Origin of the sequence: Nocardia brasiliensis NBRC 14402, assembly GCF_000308475.2 — a bacterium.
Classification (GTDB): Bacteria; Actinomycetota; Actinomycetes; order Mycobacteriales; family Mycobacteriaceae; genus Nocardia; species Nocardia brasiliensis.
Map to the genome: position 1 here is coordinate 79,904 of NZ_BAFT02000032.1, position 17,934 is coordinate 97,837.

At 69.1% G+C, this 17,934-nt stretch carries 15 protein-coding genes and 1 pseudogene; 11 read left to right on the forward strand and 5 right to left on the reverse strand.

Translation table 11 applies throughout. The annotated features are described in order from the left end of the window. Positions 1–72: 72 nt before the first annotated feature. From TY25_RS09445 to TY25_RS09485, 9 genes are all read left to right on the forward strand, one after another. Positions 73–963, forward strand: coding sequence for a bile acid:sodium symporter family protein (locus tag TY25_RS09445; protein ID WP_042255535.1), 891 nt, complete (start codon positions 73–75; stop codon positions 961–963). 83 nt (positions 964–1,046) lie between these two features. Then, positions 1,047–2,696: a serine/threonine-protein kinase gene (locus tag TY25_RS09450; protein ID WP_042255536.1), complete on the forward strand. Its 1,650-nt coding sequence runs from the start codon at positions 1,047–1,049 to the stop codon at positions 2,694–2,696. Between the two features lie 113 nt (positions 2,697–2,809). Then, the gene (locus TY25_RS09455; protein ID WP_042255537.1) at positions 2,810–4,369 is read left to right on the forward strand and encodes an AMP-binding protein; all 1,560 of its coding nucleotides are present in this window, start codon (positions 2,810–2,812) and stop codon (positions 4,367–4,369) included. 9 nt (positions 4,370–4,378) lie between these two features. Next, complete coding sequence (locus TY25_RS09460; RefSeq protein WP_042255538.1) at positions 4,379–5,176, forward strand: M50 family metallopeptidase; 798 nt, start codon at positions 4,379–4,381, stop codon at positions 5,174–5,176. Positions 5,177–5,249: 73 nt separating this feature from the next. Further along, a complete protein-coding gene (locus TY25_RS09465) occupies positions 5,250–5,813 on the forward strand; it encodes a type 1 glutamine amidotransferase domain-containing protein (RefSeq protein ID WP_042255539.1) in 564 nt (187 codons plus the stop codon). 84 nt (positions 5,814–5,897) lie between these two features. Further along, positions 5,898–7,076, forward strand: a complete 1,179-nt coding sequence (locus tag TY25_RS09470; RefSeq protein ID WP_042255540.1) for an acyl-CoA dehydrogenase family protein — start codon at positions 5,898–5,900, stop codon at positions 7,074–7,076. Between the two features lie 63 nt (positions 7,077–7,139). After that, complete coding sequence (locus tag TY25_RS09475) at positions 7,140–7,595, forward strand: hypothetical protein (RefSeq protein WP_146153996.1); 456 nt, start codon at positions 7,140–7,142, stop codon at positions 7,593–7,595. A gap of 84 nt (positions 7,596–7,679) precedes the next feature. Next, complete coding sequence (locus TY25_RS09480) at positions 7,680–8,477, forward strand: adenylate/guanylate cyclase domain-containing protein (RefSeq protein WP_081868775.1); 798 nt, start codon at positions 7,680–7,682, stop codon at positions 8,475–8,477. Positions 8,478–8,531: 54 nt separating this feature from the next. After that, positions 8,532–9,425, forward strand: coding sequence for an ADP-ribosylglycohydrolase family protein (locus TY25_RS09485; RefSeq protein ID WP_042255543.1), 894 nt, complete (start codon positions 8,532–8,534; stop codon positions 9,423–9,425). A 180-nt stretch (positions 9,426–9,605) separates the two neighbouring features. On the opposite strand, the gene TY25_RS09490 is transcribed toward TY25_RS09485, so the two are convergent. From TY25_RS09490 to TY25_RS42540, 4 genes and pseudogenes are all read right to left on the reverse strand, one after another. Next, complete coding sequence (locus tag TY25_RS09490) at positions 9,606–10,091, reverse strand: gluconokinase (RefSeq protein ID WP_052382895.1); 486 nt, start codon at positions 10,089–10,091, stop codon at positions 9,606–9,608. A gap of 122 nt (positions 10,092–10,213) precedes the next feature. Further along, positions 10,214–10,687, reverse strand: coding sequence for a universal stress protein (locus tag TY25_RS09495; RefSeq protein ID WP_014984177.1), 474 nt, complete (start codon positions 10,685–10,687; stop codon positions 10,214–10,216). Between the two features lie 19 nt (positions 10,688–10,706). Next, positions 10,707–12,281 carry an ABC transporter permease gene (locus TY25_RS42535; protein WP_042255544.1) on the reverse strand — a complete coding sequence of 525 codons (1,575 nt, stop codon included), beginning with the start codon at positions 12,279–12,281 and terminating at the stop codon, positions 10,707–10,709. Positions 12,282–12,361: 80 nt separating this feature from the next. Next, positions 12,362–13,015 (reverse strand): annotated as a pseudogene (locus tag TY25_RS42540) (ABC transporter ATP-binding protein); the annotation flags it as partial. 161 nt (positions 13,016–13,176) lie between these two features. Here TY25_RS42540 and TY25_RS09510 point away from each other — a divergent pair. Together TY25_RS09510 and TY25_RS09515 are read left to right on the forward strand one after the other, a co-directional pair. Then, on the forward strand, positions 13,177–13,938 hold the full coding sequence (locus tag TY25_RS09510; RefSeq protein ID WP_042255546.1) for a helix-turn-helix transcriptional regulator: 762 nt from the start codon (positions 13,177–13,179) through the stop codon (positions 13,936–13,938). 70 nt (positions 13,939–14,008) lie between these two features. Further along, positions 14,009–14,434 (forward strand): SCP2 sterol-binding domain-containing protein, encoded by a 426-nt coding sequence (locus TY25_RS09515; RefSeq protein WP_042255547.1) that lies wholly within the window; start codon positions 14,009–14,011, stop codon positions 14,432–14,434. Between the two features lie 150 nt (positions 14,435–14,584). Here TY25_RS09515 and TY25_RS43950 read toward each other — a convergent pair whose 3' ends face one another. Then, complete coding sequence (locus TY25_RS43950) at positions 14,585–17,932, reverse strand: 3-carboxy-cis,cis-muconate cycloisomerase family FAD/NAD(P)-binding protein (RefSeq protein ID WP_063602715.1); 3,348 nt, start codon at positions 17,930–17,932, stop codon at positions 14,585–14,587. Positions 17,933–17,934 lie beyond the last annotated feature (2 nt).

Consider the following 17,934-nt stretch of genomic DNA (forward strand, 5'->3'; position numbering starts at 1 on the left):
CTCCTCGATCGTTAACGTCGACACCCGTGCCGGTCGCGTTCGGACCGGTCGTTCGGTGGAGAGGAGATCCGTATGGGGTCAACGATTTTCGCGGTGTTCCTGCCGCTCGCCCTGGCCCTGGTGATGTTCGGGCTCGGATTGACCTTGACCGTAGACGATTTCGCCAGGGTGCTGCGCTACCCGAAGGCGGCGGTGATCGCGCTGGTCTGCCAGATGGTGCTGCTGCCCGCGGTGTGTTTCGGGCTGATCTCGCTGTTCCGGCTCGAAGGGGCGCTCGCGGTCGGCATGCTGCTGCTCGCGGCCTCGCCCGGCGGGCCGTCGGCCAATCTGTTCAGCCATATCGCCGGCGGTAACGTGGCGTTGAACATCACGCTCACCGCGATCAACTCGGTCCTGGCGGTGTTCACCATGCCGCTGGTCGTCGCGCTGGCGTTCCACCAGTTCATGGACGGTGACGGGTCGTTCGGGCTGCGGCCGGACAAGTTCGCGCAGGTGTTCGCGATCGTCCTGATCCCCGTCGCGATCGGCATGCTGGTGCATCATCGGTTCACCGCGTGGTCGCAGCGGATGCGCGGCAACGTCAAGATCCTCTCGATCGTGGTGCTCGCGCTGGTGGTGCTCGCCGCGGTGGCGAAGAATTTCGAGACGCTCACCGAGCACATCGGCAAGCTCGCCTCGCTGAGCCTGCTGTTCGCGGTGCTCAGCCTCGCCGTCGGCTATTTCGTGCCGCGGCTGTTCCAGGTGGACGCGGATCAGGCGATCGCGTCAGCGATGGAGATCGGCATTCACAATGGGGCGATCGCCATCGCCGTGGCGGGCTCGGTGCTGCACAACGACGCGATGGCCGTCCCGGGCGCGGTGTACGGCGTGCTGATGAACATCCCCGCCGCGATCGCCGCGTACCTGCTCGCCAAATACGTGCGCAAGGCCGCACCGGCTCCGGTGCCGAGCACCACTGGATAACGAAACCGCGCAACTGGACCAGACACCCGGCCCGCGGGTGGGTAGCCTTTCGCTGTTCGACTCTGGAAGGGAACAGCATCGCGATGCGACCGCTCGACGCGGACGATCCTGCGCGGATCGGTGAGTACCGGCTGCTCGGCGTGCTCGGTGCGGGCGGCATGGGCCGGGTGTATCTGGGCCGCAACGCCGGTGGCCGCACCGTCGCGGTCAAGGTGATCCGGCCGGACCTGGTCGGCGACAACGAGTTCCGGGTGCGGTTCGGTCGCGAGGTGGCCGCGGCGCGGCGGGTCGGCGGCAAGTTCACCGCGCCGGTGCTCGACGCCGACGTGCACGCGAACCCGCCGTGGCTGGCCACCGGCTACGTGGCCGGATTCTCGCTCACCGAGGCGGTCGAGACGTACGGGCCGTTCACCGAGAACTCGCTGCTGGTGCTCGCGCACGGACTGGCCGAGGCATTGCTCGCGGTGCACGGGGCCGGGCTGGTGCACCGCGACCTCAAACCGTCCAACGTACTGCTCGCGCTGGACGGACCCAAGGTGATCGATTTCGGCATCGCGCGCGCGATCGAGGACAGCAAGCTCACCACCACGGGCAAGGTCATCGGCTCCCCCGGCTTCATGTGCCCCGAGCAGGTGACGGGCGCGACGTTCGGCCCCGCGGGCGACGTGTTCGCGCTCGGCGGCGTGCTGGTGTTCGCGGCGACCGGCCAAGGGCCGTTCGGGGTCGGCGAAATGGTGCAGATGCTGTGGCGCGTGGTGTACGAAGAGCCGCACCTCGAGGGAGTGCCGGAGCGGCTGCGTCCGCTCGTCGCGGCCTGCCTCACCAAGGATCCCGCCGCCCGCCCGACCCCCGAGCGACTCCTCGCGGAACTGACCGGCCTCGGCCTGCCCGCGCGCGGCGGCTGGCTGCCCGGCCCCGCGCTGGAGGAGGTGAACCGACGAGCCGTCGAACTGCTCGACCTCGATTCGGGCCCCTTCGACGTGCCGCACTCCCTCGCCGCACCGGCTACCGAGACCGCGCGGACCGCCGACACCCTCGTGCGTCCGGGCACCGGGCCGAACGCACCGACCGTCACCAGCGGTCCGGGCACCGAGCCGCAGGATGTCACGGCACGCTCCTGGTGGCAGGGCGCGCCGGACCCCGGGCCGCCGCCACCAACGTACGCCCATGGGCCGCAGGACGGCTCACGACTCCCCCACGCTCACCAGTCGGCGGTCGCCGCCTCGTCACCCGCTGCCCGGCCCACCCGTCGCCGCATCGCGCTCATTGCCGCCGCGGTCGCGGTCTGCCTCGCGGTGGCGCTCGGCGCGTTCGCGATCACGACCTACGTCACCAAAGGCCCGGACGAGCCGAACGCCACCGCCACGGACGCGCCGAGCGAGCCGGGCGCCGAACTGCCGGGCGACTACGTCGGCGAATGGACGGGCGTCGCGAAAGACACCCTGGGCACCTACGACATCGTCCTGACGTTGCAGGCGGGCGTGCTCGGCGATCAGGTCGGCAGTTCGTCCAACACGGGCCGGGTCGCCGGATTGACCTGTGGCCGCACCGAAACCCTCACCGCGGTGGAACCGGACAAGATCACCCTCACCGCGCAACTCGCCGCGGACAGCGGCCTCTGCAACGACGAGGGCGCCACCTCGGAACTGACGGTGCAGCCGGACGGGTCGCTGTCCTATCGCACCCGCGGCGTCCTCGGCGACATGGTGGGCAGCCTCACCCGAACGCCCTGACCGCCTTCGCGGCTGTGAAACCGCTGCGCCCGAGTCGGTCTCGACCAGCAGATATCGGCCGGATCCCGAGGGTATGAGACGTCATGTAGTGCCCGGATGGCAGACTGCGGTGCATGGAGGATGCTTCTGGCAGCAGTATGTCGACGCCCACCATCACGTGTGCGGGACGCGTGCGAACACAGCCGGACGCGCACCAGCGCGCGGGGCGGCTCGCGGCGGCGCTCGTCGACGCGGGGGTGACGCCGGGGAGCCGGGTGGCAGTGATGCTGCGCAACGACATCGAGTTCCTCGAGGTGTCGCAGGCGGTCTCGGCGTGCGGGGCGAACGCGGTGCCGATCAACACCCGATGGCAGGTGCCCGAGGTCGCCCATGTGCTCGGCGACAGCGGCGCGCGCCTGGTCGTCGCGCACACCGAGTTCATCGATATCGTGGAGCAGGCTGCGCCGCACGAGGATACGACCTTCGTCGAGGTCGCCATGCCCGTCGATCTGCTCGCCGCCCTCGGCCGCGACGCGGCCCTGGCGACGCCGACGGGCAGGCATCCCACCGTCGAACAGTGGATCGACGCGCAGGCCGAGCCGCTGGGCCGGATCGAAGGCGCCCGCGACGACGCCACCGGCCTGATCTACACCTCCGGCACCACCGGCCGCCCCAAAGGCGTACTGCGCGAACGGATGACACCGCACCAGTGGCTGTCCATCGCGGGCAGCGCCGCGAAGCGGATGGGCCTCGCGCCGCGCGGCCAGGCCGTGATACCCGGCCCGCTCTATCACGCCAGCCCGAACGGGATCGCGATGCTCGCGATGCGCATGGGCACCAACATCACGATCATGCCGCGCTGGGACGCCGAAAGCTTCCTGCGCCACGTCCACGAGAACCGCATCACCCAGGCAAAAGTGGTGCCCACCATGCTGTCTCGGCTGCTGTCGCTGCCCGAAGAGGTGCGCAAGCGCTACGACGTGTCCAGCCTGACCCACCTCATCCACTCCTCCGCGCCGTGCCCGCCCGCCGTGAAGCGCGCCGCGATCGAGTGGTTCGGCGACGCGGTGCTCGAGTTCTACGGGTGCGCGGAAGCGGGCACGATCACCTGGATTTCGGCGCAGGAGTGGCTGGCCCATCCGGGGAGCGTCGGGCGACCGGGTGACGGCGCCGCCGCCGTGGTGGTGGACGACGCGGGCGCGCCGCTGCCGGTGGGCGAGGTCGGGCGGGTCTTCGTGCGCGGCGCCGACTACTGGCCGAAGTTCCGCTATCTCAACACCGACGACGACCAGGCCCCCGAGGTGCCCGGCTTCTTCGAAGTCGGCGACCGCGGCTACCTCGACGCGGACGGATTCCTTTATCTCACCGGGCGTTCCAGCGAGATCATCATCTCCGGCGGGGTGAACATCTATCCCGCCGAGGTGGAGAACGCGATCATGGCGATCGCCGAGGTCGAGGACGTCGCGGTGTTCGGCGTGCCGCATCCCGGCGATCTCGGCGAAGCGGTGGCCGCACAGGTTCTCCCGCGGCCAGGCGCCCAGCTCACCGAGGACGATGTGCGCGCGGGGCTCGCCGGGCAACTGGCCGCCTACAAGGTGCCGAGCCTGCTCCGCATAGTGACCGAACTCCCGCGCGACGATTCCGGCAAGATCTACAAACGCCGGCTCCGCGCGCAGATGACGCCGGGCGGTTAAGGTGCCCCGGTGGACAGAGCCGAATGGGTCGAGCGTGGCAGCTCCATCGCCGACCGCCTGACGACAACCCAAGCCCAGCCGCCATGGTGGCTGGTCGCCGGCGCCACCGTGGTGGCACTGGCTCTGGTCGGCTACACGCCGCTATGGCGGTTCACCCGCAACATCGTCACCATCGCGCACGAGGGCGGGCACGCGCTGGTCGCACTGCTCACCGGTCGCAAGCTGAACAGCATCCGATTGCATTCGGACACTTCGGGTCTCACCGTGTCCAGCGGAAAACCGTACGGGCTCGGCATGATTCTCACCACGATGGCGGGCTATCCCGCGCCGCCGCTGCTCGGCCTCGGCTTCGCCGCGCTGCTCGGCGCGAGCCGGATCACCCTGATGCTGTGGACCGCGATCGTCCTGCTGGCCGGCGTGCTGATCATGACCCGCAACGTCTACGGCATGCTCACCGTTTTCGCGGTGGGCGCCACCGTTTTCGCGGTGTCCTGGTTCGGAACCGACACGCTGCAAGCAGGTTTCGCGTATCTCGGCGCGTGGTTCCTGTTGTTCGCCGGCGCGCGGCCGGTGCTCGAATTACAGCGGGGCCGTTCGCGGCAGTTGCGCAGCCGGCATCAGCAGGACGTCGCCTCCGACGCCGACCAGCTCGCCCGGCTGACCCACCTGCCGGGGCTGCTGTGGGTGGGCTTGTTCGGGGTGATCGCGGTGGGCTCGCTGGTGCTCGGCGCGGGCCTGCTGATCTCCGACACCTCCGGCGTCTGCGTGCCGGTGCTGTCCGGCGGGACGTGTCCGGCGTCGCCGTAGCCGCCGTCCGATGTTTAGCTTTTCCGTTTCGCGGCACGCCTAGACGGGGGCCCGACGACGGAAGGAGTGTCAGATGCCGGACGACCTGAACGGGACGCGCGTACTGGTCATCACCTCGAACACCGGTGTGGAGCGGGACGAACTGCTCGTTCCGCTGGAGCAACTCAAAGGCAAGGGCGCGAGCGTGGTGCACGCGGCGCCGGAGACCGACGAGGTGCAGACCTTCCAGCACGACACGGAGAAGGACGAAACCGTGCGACCGGACGCCGCGCTGTCCGAGGTGTCGGCCGACGATTTCGATGTGCTGGTGGTGCCCGGCGGCACGGTCAACGCGGACAAACTGCGGGCCGAGGGCCGCGCGGTCGAACTGGCCAAGGAGTTCGCCGCGGCCGGCAAGCCGATCGCCGCGATCTGTCACGGGCCGTGGCTGCTGGTCGAGGCGGAACTCACGCCGGACAAGACGCTGACGTCGTACTCGTCCCTGCGCACCGATGTGACCAACGCGGGCGGCCGGTGGGTGGACGAGCCGGTGGTGCGCTCGCCGGAGAACGGCTGGCTGCTGATCACGTCGCGTAATCCGGGCGACCTCGATGACTTCTGCCGGGCGATCGCCGAGGAGCTCGTCGCGGTTTCCTGAGCGCGGCCCGTTCCGCTCCGCCGAACTGAAACATGTTCTACTTTGGTGAGCATGACCGGTTCGACGGAAGGGACGGGGAGCGTCGTGGGGAAGGTACTGGAGCGGATCGAGCAGTACGCGGACGAGATCCGGGCGGCAGGTGTCGAAGGCGACAAGCTGATGCGCCTGCCCGATTCGTCGGCCAAGCGGCTGCGCGAGACCGGGGCGATCCGCATGCTGCAGCCGAAGCAGCACGGCGGGCTGGAGGTGCATCCGCGGGAATTCGCCGAGACCACCATGGCGATCGGCGCGATGGACGGCGCGACCGGCTGGGTCACCGGCATCGTCGGCGTGCACCCGTGGGAACTCGCGTTCTTCGATCCCAAGGCGCAGGACGAGGTCTGGGCCAAGGATCCGGACACCTGGATGGCGTCGCCGTACGCGCCGATGGGGGTCGCGACGCCGACCGACGGCGGATACCGGCTCAGCGGCCGATGGTCGTTCTCCTCCGGCACCGATCACTGCCAGTGGGTGATGATCGGTGCCGCGGTCGGCGATCCGGACGGCAATCGAGTGCTGCCGCCCCGGATACTGCATGTGCTGTTGCCCCGCAGCGATTACGAAATCGACCAGGACAGTTGGGATGTCGTCGGACTGCGCGGCACCGGCAGCAAAGACCTGATCGTCGAGGACGCGTTCGTCCCCGCCTACCGGACCATCGACGCCGCCAAGGTGTTCGACGGCACCGCGCCCAAGGACGCGGGGCGCAGCGAGACGCTCTACAACTTCCCGTTCTCGTGCATCTTCCCGCTGGGCATCACCTCCTCGCTCATCGGCATCGCCGAGGGCGCGCTGGCCTGCCACATCGCCGCGCAGAAATCGCGAGTGGCGATCACCGGCGTCCCGATCAAGGAAGACCCGTACGTGCTGTACGCGATCGGCGACGCGGCCGCCGAGATCGCGGCCTCGCGGGCCGCGCTCCTGGAAACCGTGGACCGATTCTGGGACATGGCCGAGCAGGGACGCGAGGTGAGCTTCGAATTGCGGGCGATCGGCCGCCGCACGCAGACCGCCGCGGCCTGGCGCGCGGTCCGGGCCGTCGACGAGATCTTCGCCCGCTCCGGCGGTGGCGCCCTACAGATGAAAACACCCCTGCAACGCTTCTGGCGCGACGCGCACGCAGGCCTCTCCCATGCCATCCACGTCCCCGGCTCGATCTTCCACTCCTCCGCCCTCACCCAACTAGGCGGCGAACCTCAAGGCATCCACCGCGCCATGATCTGACCCCACCCCATTCCCGCACCGATCCTGCGGCAAATTACTGTAGCCTTACCTAATATGAATGTGGTGTGTACGCTGCAGGATCCGGGTCGTGCGGACCGAACCGCGGTCTGGCACAACGCCATCGATCGGTTGATGGCGTTCGAGGGGCGGATGCTCGAGTCGCGGGTGGGTTTCGAGAATGCGAGTGTGGTCGCGATCGAGCGGGTGGTGCGAGCGCTCGGGCTCAGCGCCGAGCCTGCCGTCACAGGGGCGGCCGACCACGAATCCCTCAGTGTGCTCGGGTATTTCGTGTCCAGTCAGGTTCAGATGATCCGGGATATCGCGATCGCCCAGCACGACTACGCCAAGCGATTGATGATCGCCGCTCGCCCGCTGCTGACCGAGGAATTGTTCGCTGATCTGTGGCTGGGGTTTCGCAATTCCGGCAAGACACCGCGGGTACGGGTCAGACGGGACAATCCGGCCCGGGTGGAGCTGAGCGAACCCACCGAGCGGCAGGCCGCGGACCAGTACAGCTGACCGGCGGGCGCGGGTGCCCACGCGGCATGCCGGTCGGCTATGGTCGGACTCGATCTTGCCGACCACTCCCCTGCGACGGATCCCATGATTATCGAGCTCGTTCTCGCGGTTGTCGCCGCACTCGAAGCCGCCGGTCTGGTCGCGCTGTTCGTGCTGCTGCGGCGCAGCCGGCGCGAACTCGACGAACTGCACCGCAAGATCGAGGCCAGGCAGCTGCTGCGGATCAGCGGGCGCGAAGCCGTCAAGACGGTCTGGGATACGGCGAACCTGTTGCGCAAGAAGGGGTTCCGCGGCGCCGTGCTCACCTCGATCGAAGACCTGGCGGGGTGGGCGCAGGTCGAGCGACCGGATCTGGCGCGGCTGACCCCCGACGGGCACGTAGTGATCACCTTCTCCGATATCGAAGGATCCACCGCGCTCAACGAGCGCCTCGGCGACCAAGCGTGGGTGAAACTGCTCGACCGGCACGACCGGCTGATCCGCAAGTACGTCAGCAAGCACGACGGGCACATCGTGAAGAGCCAGGGCGACGGTTTCATGATCGCCTTCGCCGAGCCCGAACAAGCGGTGCGCTGCGGACTGGACGTGCAGCACGCGCTCGGCAACGGCAGCAAACTCAGTGGGCGCGAACGTGTTCGAGTCCGAATCGGCATCCACATGGGCACCTCGGTGCGCCGCGGCGACGACCTCTTCGGCCGCAACGTCGCCATGGCGGCCCGCGTCGCCGGCCAAGCCGACGGCGGCGAGATCCTCATCAGCGAACCCGTCCGCAACGCCATCACCGACGTACCCGACATCACCGTCACAGCCCACCGCGAAGTCGAACTGAAGGGCCTCCACGGCAAACACACCCTCTACGCCGTAGAACGCCCCACCCCCTGACCACCGCGCCCAATGTTGCACCCGCCCATCGCGGTTTGGCACCATGGAGCCGGTATGCCGTCAACTCTTGATGCCGCGCGGGACAGCCTCGATGGACTGTCCGTCGGGGACGCGCTGGGTGCGCAGTTCTTCGTACCGGGCCGCTCCCTTTCCGAACTCCGCGCGGGCAAGCCGCCGAGCGGTCCGTGGCAATGGACCGACGACACCGAAATGGCGTGCTCGGTATACACCGAAATTCGCGAGCGCGGGCACATCGACCGGGATGCGCTGGCCGCGCTGTTCGCCGAACGGTGCGAACCATACCGGGGCTACAGCGGCGGCACAGTCGCTGTGCTGCACCGGATTCGGGACGGCGAGCCGTGGGCCGAGGTGGCGGGCGGGCTCTACGACGGGCGCGGATCCTGGGGCAACGGCGCCGCCATGCGGGTCGCGCCCCTCGGTGCGTACTTCGCGGGACAGCCGGAACGCGCGGCGGAGCAGGCCGCACTGTCGGCGGAGGTGACCCACCGGCATCCGGAAGCGATCGTCGGCGCCATGGTGGTCGCCGTAGCGGCGAGCCACGCGGCTGCCACGCGCGGAAATTACTGCCCGCCAAGCGAATTACTGGACGCGATCGAGCCCTACCTGGTCCCGGGCCGGACTGCGGACGGTATCCACCGAGCACGAACGCTGCTGGGCCGATCAGCGGCGGAGGCAGCGTACGAACTCGGTAACGGCGCACAGGTGAGCGCCCAGGACACCGTGCCCTTCACCCTGTGGGCCGCCGCTTCCCACCTCGACGACTACCCCGGCGCGATCACGGCCTGCATCGAGGCGGGCGGCGACGCCGACACCACCGCGGCAATCGTCGGCGGGATCGTCGCGGCACGCACCGGCCCCGGTGGACTTACCCGTGGAATCCCTGAGCCCTGGCTCGCATCCCGCGAACCATTGCCTCTCTGGGTCTGAGCGTGTCGCCGCCTCGTCGAACTAGGCGCAACCTCGTACGCAGTAGACGCCGCGAGTGGCGCAGTGTGCTCGTGTATGGCGATCCCGCGCACATCCCGTCACCCCGCGCGCGTGTCAGTCGAGCGACACGCACGCGGCGTGCGAAATATCGCGCGGCAGCCAGCACAGGACAGCGCGGCCTCAGTGTGCCGCGTCACCGCGCAATGCCGCGGCGGCCGCACGGGCCAGTTCTGGGGCGGGGCGGGTTGCGTCGACCACGGTGCCGTACTCGTCGGCGCCGAGCGGCTCCAGCGCGGCGAGTTGGGAGTCGAGGAGGCTGGCGGGCATGAAATGTCCGCTGCGCTCGGTCATTCGGTGGGCGAGTTCCACGCGGGGGGCGGACAGGTGCAGGAAGAATGCGGTGGGGGCGGCGGTGCGGAGGCGGTCGCGGTAGGCGCGTTTCAGCGCCGAGCAGGTGATGACGCCGCCGCGGTCGACCTGCCCGGCCAGCCACGCCGCGACGGCGTCCAGCCACGGCGCCCGGTCCGCGTCGTCGAGCGGGATACCGGCCGCCATCTTGGCGACGTTCGCGGCGGGATGGAATTCGTCGCCTTCGGCGTAGGGCACGTCCAGGGTCGCGGCGAGTTCCCGCCCGACGGTCGATTTGCCGGAACCCGACACCCCCATCACCACCACGATCGGCAATCCGGGTCGTTGCGGCACATCGGCTCCTCAGCGTCGAGTCCGCCGCCGTCGGCGCCGGAAATCCAGGCTCCGAGCCTACCGTGACCGCGGCGGCGGACCGCGCTTCACGGGTTGGCGGATTTGATGATCAGCACGTCGGAGTGCGCCCGGCGGGCGATCTCGGCGGGGAAGGCCCGCAGGAAACGTCCGAACGGCGAGGCGAAGTCGCCGCTGCCGACGACGATCAGGTCCGCGCTGACGTGGTTGGCGATCGAGAGCAGCGCCTCGGCCGGGCCGCCACGCACCGCGTACTGGACCGCCGGTTCACTGCCCTGGTCGTCGACGTGCGCGGCGGCGTCCTTCAGCAGTTCGTCGACGGCCGCGGCGGGCAGCACGCTGTAGCTGTCGGAGTCGAGCAGGTCGTTGATCATGGCCCGCTCGGTCGGCGGGAGTTCCGGGTAGGCGCAGGTCACCGTCAGGGTGGCGTGCGCGTCCCTGGCTAATCGGGCGGCGGTCTCCACGGTGCGTAAGGATCGTGGCGTGCCGTCGATGCCGACGATGATGGAACGGTAACTCGGGATCGAAGCGTATTCGGACACAACTGCTCCTCTGACGGGATCAATCGAGATCCCTGCGGACGAAACCGGCAGCGCCGAGCAGCGCGAGCAGCGCACCGGCGGCTGTCAGCGCCAGCGACGATCGCGCATCGATCGACACTCCGGGAAGGTGCGAAACATGGTTGAACACAGAAACATTCATGGTTGACGCGGACAGCTTCATGGACGGACCGAGGATGGAGACCACCGCCGATTCGGCCAGCACCACCCAGGCGAGCCAGGTGATACGCGGCAGGATCCCGACGAGAAACACGCCGAGTCCGGCCAGGAAAACACAGGCGGGCAGTTGCGCGAGCGCGGCGCCGAGCAACCGGGACACCTGTCCCGGATCACCGGTCCGCAGCGCGTGCGCGGTCCCGAGGCCCAGTCCGGTCACCACGAGCAGCAGCACCGCGGAACCCAGTGCATAGGCCAGATGCGTTGCGACGAAACGCCATTTCGGCAACGTGCCGGACAGCAGCAGGTCCGCGCGGCCCGCGAGCTCTTCGCTGCGGATCTGGAGCACGCCGACGACGGTCGATCCGGTGATCGCGAGGGTGAGCAGCAGCGTCGACATGGCGAGGAAGCCGTCGACGACGTCGACGTTGAATCCGGCGAGCAGGTTCAGCATGCCCTGCGTGCCCTGTGCCACCTCGCCGGCATCGTGCGCGGCCGCCCCGAAACCGAGACCGAGACCGAACAGCGCCGCGACCCACATGGCCAGCCCGGCGCGCTGGGCCCGCACCACCATGCCGAGCGCGGTGCGGGTCAGCGGACCGGCCGCGGGCGCCCCGGGCGGCGCCCGGAACAGTCCGGCGTCGTAGTCACGGATCTGCTCGATCCGGATCGCCAGCAGGAACAACGCACCGGAAACCAACGCGCACAACAGGATCGGCCACAGCTGCACCTGACCGAACGGGTGGATGAACTGCGCCCAGCCCAGCGGAGACAGCAGCCGCAGCGCATCGGAGTCGACGGTGTCGCCGAGTGCGCGCAGCCCATAGGCCAGCCCCAGCACACCGCAGGCGATACCGTACGCACCGCGGGCGTGCTCGGTCAGCTGGGCGGCGAGTAGCGCGATCGCCGCGAAAACGATGCCGACACAGGCGAAAGCGACGCCGAACGCGACCGCTCCCCGGCTCTCGGCCCCACCCGCGATCAACGCGAGTGCGGAGCCGACGCCGACGATCAGGTTCGTGAGGACGGAAACAATCAGCACCGCAACGGAATTGGCGTGCGCACCGAATCGCCCCGCGCGCAGCAACTCCAGCCGCCCCAGCGCCTCCTGCGCCCGGGTATTGCGCACGACCACAATGATGTTGACCAGCGCGACGGCGATCGACACGTACCAGCCGACCTCGAAAGCCGCGATGCCGCCCAACGTGTTCAAGGCGGTCGGCGGACCCTGCAACGCCTGCTGCGAGGTGAGCGTGTTCGCGATCGAAGCGTAGGTCGCGCGCTCCAGGACCGTGGGATACATCTTGTCGAGCCCGCGCACGCCCGCGTACATGCAGCCGATCACGGCGATCATCGCGGCGATCAGCCCGCGATAGTTCAGTCGTAGGTTCAGTCGCATCGCGACGGTCAGGTTCGTCATTTCGCCGACCCCGCCTGCGCGGCACCGTAGTGGCGCAGGAACAGATCTGCCAATTCCACTGCCTGCGTACCGGATTCGGCGCGCAGCTCGGCCATGCCCACGGACTGCACCGTCATTCCACTGCGAATGATCGTCACCCGGGAGCAGAGCTTCTCGACCTCGCCGAGGATATGACTGGACAGCAGCACCGTTTTCCCGCTGTCGCGCGCCTCCTCGATGCAGTGGCTGAACTGCTGTTCCATCAGCGGATCCAGGCCGCTGGTCGGTTCGTCGAGAATGAACAGTTCGACGTCGGCGGCGAACGCCGCGATCAACGCGACCTTCTGCCGGTTGCCTTTCGAATACGTCGAACAGCGCCGGCTCGGGTCGAGTTCGAACCGCTCGATCAGCGCGGCCCGGCGTGCGGGGTCGATACCGCCGCGCAGCCTGCCGAGGATGTCGATCACCTCGCCACCGGTCAGGGACGGCCACAGATTGAGATCGCCGGGCACATAAGCGAGCCGGGCGTGGATCGCCATCGCGTCCGCACGCGGGTCCAGGCCGAAGACCTTCGCCTCGCCGGCGTCGTGCCGGAGCAGGCCGAGCAGCGTGCGGATGGTCGTCGTCTTGCCGGCGCCGTTCGGGCCGAGGAAGCCGTGTACCTCGCCCTCGGTCACTTCCAGATCGAGCCCCCGCAGCGCGGCCACTTTCCCATACCGCTTCACCAGCGACCGGACGTCGATAACTGCCGACATCGCAACCTCCCTCACTCGATAGCCCGTGCTACGGGTCGAGTGTGCGCGGGTCAGGGGTGGTGGCGCTTGCACAGATCGGCAGATCCGGAAAGATCTTGCGGGCCGCTGCCGTAACCGCGGAGGTCATCGACGCGGCAGGTGGATCAGGCTAACCTAACTCCATGGAGACTACGTGGGCGGGCACGTGGAGCATTGCCCCCGACCGGCTCGTTCTCGCCGGTCGGTTCGGCTCGACCAGTGAACACCACCACCCGGCCGTGCAGATCACCCTCGCGGTGCACGGGGAGCTGATCGCCACGGGCGCGGGTGAAAAGGTGCGCTGCCGCGGCGTCATCGTGCCCAGCGGCGTGTCCCATGCCCTGCAATCCGGCAGCGCCGATACCCGGGTGCTGTCGATCTATCTGCATCCGGCGAGCCGGGATGCCCGCGAGATCGCCGCCCGCGTGCCCAACGGCACCGGGCCGCGCGATTGGGCCGCCGCCGCGGCACCGCTGACCTCCGTGGATGTCGACGGCTGTGCGGACTTGGAGGCGGCCGCGGAACGGCTTCTCAGCGCCGTTCGCGGCGAACCGATCGCCACCGACGGCGTGCACCCGAAACTGCGGGACGCCCTGGACCTGCTGACCGTGCTGATGCCGCGCAAACTGTATCTGCGCGACCTGGCGGCGGCGGTATCGATCTCGCAGCGCAGCCTCGGTCAGCTCTTCGTGAACGAGACCGGCGTGAACTTCCCCGGTGTAGTGCGTTGGGCGCGACTGCAATATGCGCTGATCGAGACGCTGGCCGGGCGCAACATCACCGACGCCGCGCACAGCGCCGGATTCTCCGACAGCGCGCACGCGACCCGGGTGTGCCGCGAGATGACGGGCGTGCCGCCGAGCGTGCTGCTGCGTGCCGTACATTCCGGACCCGAACCGCACTAGCGCGAAAACGGCCCGGCGGCTTGCGGATTCGTACAAGCGAGCACGGCATCGACCGTGGCACGATCGCGGTATGGCAGCGCAACTGACGCCGGAGACCACCGAGGACGAGTTCAAAGAGTTCGTGCGCGACTCCAGCGACGCCGATCTCGCGGCGTTGATGAACGATCAGGAGCTGCGCCCGCAGATCGTGGCGCGCATCTTCGAAATCTGGTGTGCCGCAGTGCTCGAGCCGAAAACCAAGAAGACCGACGCGACGATCCACTGGCAGATCGGCGACGAGCCCGACCGGTGGACCATGCACGTCTACCGCGGCACCTGCACCGCGACCCCCGGCCCGGCCGACACACGCGCCGACGTCACCTTCACCCTCGGCGACGTCGCGTTCCTGCGCCTGGTCGCCCGCGAGGTCAGCGGCGTCCGACTACTTGCCACCGGCAAACTCCGTCTCGAGGGCAACATGCTCACCGCCATGCGCATCGACAGCTGGTTCGACTAGCGCTGCCTCGACGTCGAGGACAGCCGCCCTGACCAGGGCGAGGCACCCGCCGCGCACATCCCGTCGTCCCGCGCGCGTGTCAGTCGAGCAACACGCGCGCGGCGTACGAAACATCGCGCGGCGGCGACGGGTCCGCGGCGCCGCCACCGTTCACAATCTGTTGAGCACTCGGTCTACGAAGGCGGTGGCGGCACCGAGATAGGTTTCGGGGCGGAGCAATTCGGTGATCTCCCGCTCGGACAGGTGGGTGCGGACCGCGGAGTCCTCCGCCAGCACATCGCTGAACGAACGGCCACTCTGCTGGGCTTCGAAAGCAGCCACTTGCAAGACCTTCTTCGCGGCGTCCTTGCCGAGCAGTGGGGCGAGGCGCAAGGCGAGGCGTTCGGCGAGCACCTGCCCCTGGGTGGCGGCGAGGTTCGATTTCATCCGCGCGGCGTCCGCGGTAAGTCCCTCGGCCAGTTCCACGGCGGTGTGCGCGGACCCGCCGACCAGCAGCAGACATTCGCGCAGCGGCTGCCACTCCGCGTGCCATGCCCCCGCCGGTCGTTCGTCTTCGGCGAGCATCGCACCGAGCAGAATCGACGCGAGTGCGGGCACCTGTACTGCCGCGGAGCGGATGAGTGTGGCCAGCACCGGGTTTCGCTTCTGCGGCATGGCGGAGGATTCGCCCCGGCCTGCCGCGGCCGGCTCGAACACCTCGGCGATCTCGGTGCGGGACTGGGTGATCACGTCGACCGCGAACTTGCCGAGGGCACCGGAGGTGACGGCCATCGCCATCGCCAGATCCGCGATCGGCGTGCGCACCGTCTGCCACGGCACCGGGGCGGCGGTCAAGGCGAGTTCCGTGGCGAACTCGGTGGTCAATTTCTCGTAGATCTCCGTGGGCGCGGCCACGGCCAGGTCCGAGTCACTGATCCGGGCGCATTCGACATACGAGGCGTACGTTCCGGCCGCTCCACCGAGTTGCACCGGCAGGCCCGAGGACGCGACCTGGCTCAGCCGATCCCGCGCATCGAGCAGGCCGTGCATCCACACCGCCACCTTCGCGCCGAACGTGGTGGGCACGGCGTGCATTCCCAGGGTTCGGCCCGCGATCGGGGTGTCTCGATGCGCTCGGGCCAGCCGGGCCAGCGCGTCGATGACGCCGTTCAGGTCATCGATGATGGCCGCGACGGCCCGCGCGGCGATCAGCATGGTCGCGGTGTCCAGGATGTCCTGGCTGGTCGAGCCACGGTGTACGTAGTCCGCCGCCGCCGGGTCGACGGCGGCGACCGCACGGTGCAGTTCGGCGACGAAGGCGACCACGGGATTCGCCGCGTCGCGCGCGGCCTGCGCGAGCGCGTCCGCGTCGAAGCGATACGTCCGTACAGCCCGCGCGATGCCCTGTGCCGCCGACGCCGGGACGATGCCCAGCCGCGCTTGCGCCCGGACCAGCGCCAGCTCGACGTCGACCATGGCGGCTATCCAGGCGTCGTCGCTCACCAGTCGCCGCATCGGCACGCCGGCACGCACCGGCGCCAGTAATCCATTGTCGTGCACGGTGATACACGTCCTTTCAGCCGAGCGACAGTGTCGTGTGCGGCCATCGATGGCCAGTGCGGCGCGGGCGATCCGGTCGGCATCGGACAGGGTCACCGAGTTCACCTGCGGCCGCGGTCCGGCGGCGGTCACCCACCGCACCGATTCGGTCGGCACGCCGAGGGCATAGCGCCGCGGGTGCGCGTGCCCGGCCGCCGAGCGCACGGCGTGCGACGCGGCCGCCACCTCGAGTCCGCCGGTCGGATAGCGGCCGCCGTCTGGGTCGCACAGGGTGTAGCTGCGCACCTCGCCGCGGCGCAACAGGTTGCGCAGCAACGGGTCCGCGGTGTTGCGCAGATCCGGATCGGGCAGCCTGGCATCGATCAGCAGGCCCGCGGTGGTCCGCGAGGACGCCACCCGGGGCGAGTCCGCGACGAATCGACGCGACCGCTCATCGACGCGGACCCGGGTGCCCGGTCCGACGATGCGGACGACCTCCGCCCGGATCAAGGCTGCCAGCTCTGCGATTCGGCTGGCGGGTGGCCCGATCGACAGAAAAGCGTTCAGCGGCGTGTACCAGCGGTCCAGGTCGTCCCGATACGAACCGCCCGCGATACCGCCGTGGTCGACGATCAGCCGCACCTCGTTGCGGATGTCGCGCAGCACATCCAGCGCGGCCGGGACCGGCCCGGACACGTTGCCCTGCCGCGCATCACCCGCATCTCGCTCCAGGTAATCGCTCAGCCAATACCGGAACTCGGCCGGGGAACCGAAACAACGCCCGCGGGTCGGGTCGGCGACCGCGGCCCAATCCCACCGCTCCCGCAGATCGATCCCGAGACCGTCGAGGATCGCGACGGCCGCGGGTTCGGTCGCCGCGTGCAGGAAGCGCGCCCGGAACCGGCGGAGTTCACGGGGACTGACCCGATCCGCGATCAGCGCCGAGTAATAGACCGACTCCACTTCGCGGGCCACCAGCGGCCACACGTCGCGCCGGAACGATACATCGCCGAATCGCTTGGCCCGCTTGCGCAATTCGCCGATGCGCGACAGGTCGAGCAGCACCGGCTCGTGCCTGCCCTCGACCCCTTTCTGGTTGGCGCCCCTGGCCCGGTGTGGCACACCGCGCCTGCTGCCCGCGATGATCACCGGTTCGGCGCCCGACGGCAGGTATTCGAGCCTGCCGTCCACCGGTCCGAACGATCCGCCGCGGCCGGCAGTGAACAACGCCACGTAGTCGAAAAAGGTCAGGCCGAGACCGCGGATGAAGACCGGTTCGCCAGCCGGGACTTCGGCGGTATCGACATCGGCGGCGTTGGCGGGCGGCACATACGTCAAGCCGAGACGCCGCGCCGCGCGGGCCGGCGAGCCGGCATCGCTGTCCGCACCGATCAAGGCGAGATGGCCTTGCGTCAGCACGACCGCGTCCAGGTCGCGGACGCGCGCGCCGGTACTGAGCTCGACCTCTTGCAAGCCCGAGGGCTGATCGCGGACATCGAGCACGGTGGCCGTGATCTCGTCGGCGCGCACCCTGTTCGAGTGCACGTCCCTGATGTGCTCGTAGGCCCAGCGCAGATAGTGGCCGTACAGCGCCCTGGTGGGATAGGTGTCCGGGCCCAATGCACGCGCCTCGGCGTACATCGAGTCCGGCAGTTCCGCGAAATTGCCCAGTTTGGCGAGAAAGCTCGCCCATTCGTACAGGCTCGGCCCCTCGTCCACCGGTCCGTCCATCTCCACCGTGTCGTCGGTGAAGATGGTGACCTGTGCCGCCACCGTATTCATCAGCAGGTGCGGCGATTGATCGGTGCGCCAGACCGCCCCGGTGCCCACCCTGGTCGAGTCGATGAGAAACACTTCCACGCCGACCGGATACGCGTCGCTGCCCGCGTTCGCGCAGATACGCTCGAAGACGCTCAACCCGCGCGGGCCGACCCCGACGATCGCGATCCGGAGCGCGGCTGCTGTCGCAGTGCCCGCCATCG

Bases quoted from the DNA above. Each gene is read 5' to 3' on its own strand.
- TY25_RS09445 (WP_042255535.1), top strand. From the start codon at position 73: ATGGGGTCAACGATTTTCGCGGTGTTCCTGCCGCTCGCCCTGGCCCTG.
- TY25_RS09450 (WP_042255536.1), top strand. From the start codon at position 1,047: ATGCGACCGCTCGACGCGGACGATCCTGCGCGGATCGGTGAGTACCGG.
- TY25_RS09455 (WP_042255537.1), top strand. From the start codon at position 2,810: ATGGAGGATGCTTCTGGCAGCAGTATGTCGACGCCCACCATCACGTGT.
- TY25_RS09465 (WP_042255539.1), top strand. From the start codon at position 5,250: ATGCCGGACGACCTGAACGGGACGCGCGTACTGGTCATCACCTCGAAC.
- TY25_RS09480 (WP_081868775.1), top strand. From the start codon at position 7,680: ATGATTATCGAGCTCGTTCTCGCGGTTGTCGCCGCACTCGAAGCCGCC.
- TY25_RS09485 (WP_042255543.1), top strand. From the start codon at position 8,532: ATGCCGTCAACTCTTGATGCCGCGCGGGACAGCCTCGATGGACTGTCC.
- TY25_RS09490 (WP_052382895.1), bottom strand. From the start codon at position 10,091: ATGGGGGTGTCGGGTTCCGGCAAATCGACCGTCGGGCGGGAACTCGCC.
- TY25_RS42535 (WP_042255544.1), bottom strand. From the start codon at position 12,281: ATGACGAACCTGACCGTCGCGATGCGACTGAACCTACGACTGAACTAT.
- TY25_RS09510 (WP_042255546.1), top strand. From the start codon at position 13,177: ATGGAGACTACGTGGGCGGGCACGTGGAGCATTGCCCCCGACCGGCTC.
- TY25_RS09515 (WP_042255547.1), top strand. From the start codon at position 14,009: ATGGCAGCGCAACTGACGCCGGAGACCACCGAGGACGAGTTCAAAGAG.
- TY25_RS43950 (WP_063602715.1), bottom strand. From the start codon at position 17,932: ATGGCGGGCACTGCGACAGCAGCCGCGCTCCGGATCGCGATCGTCGGG.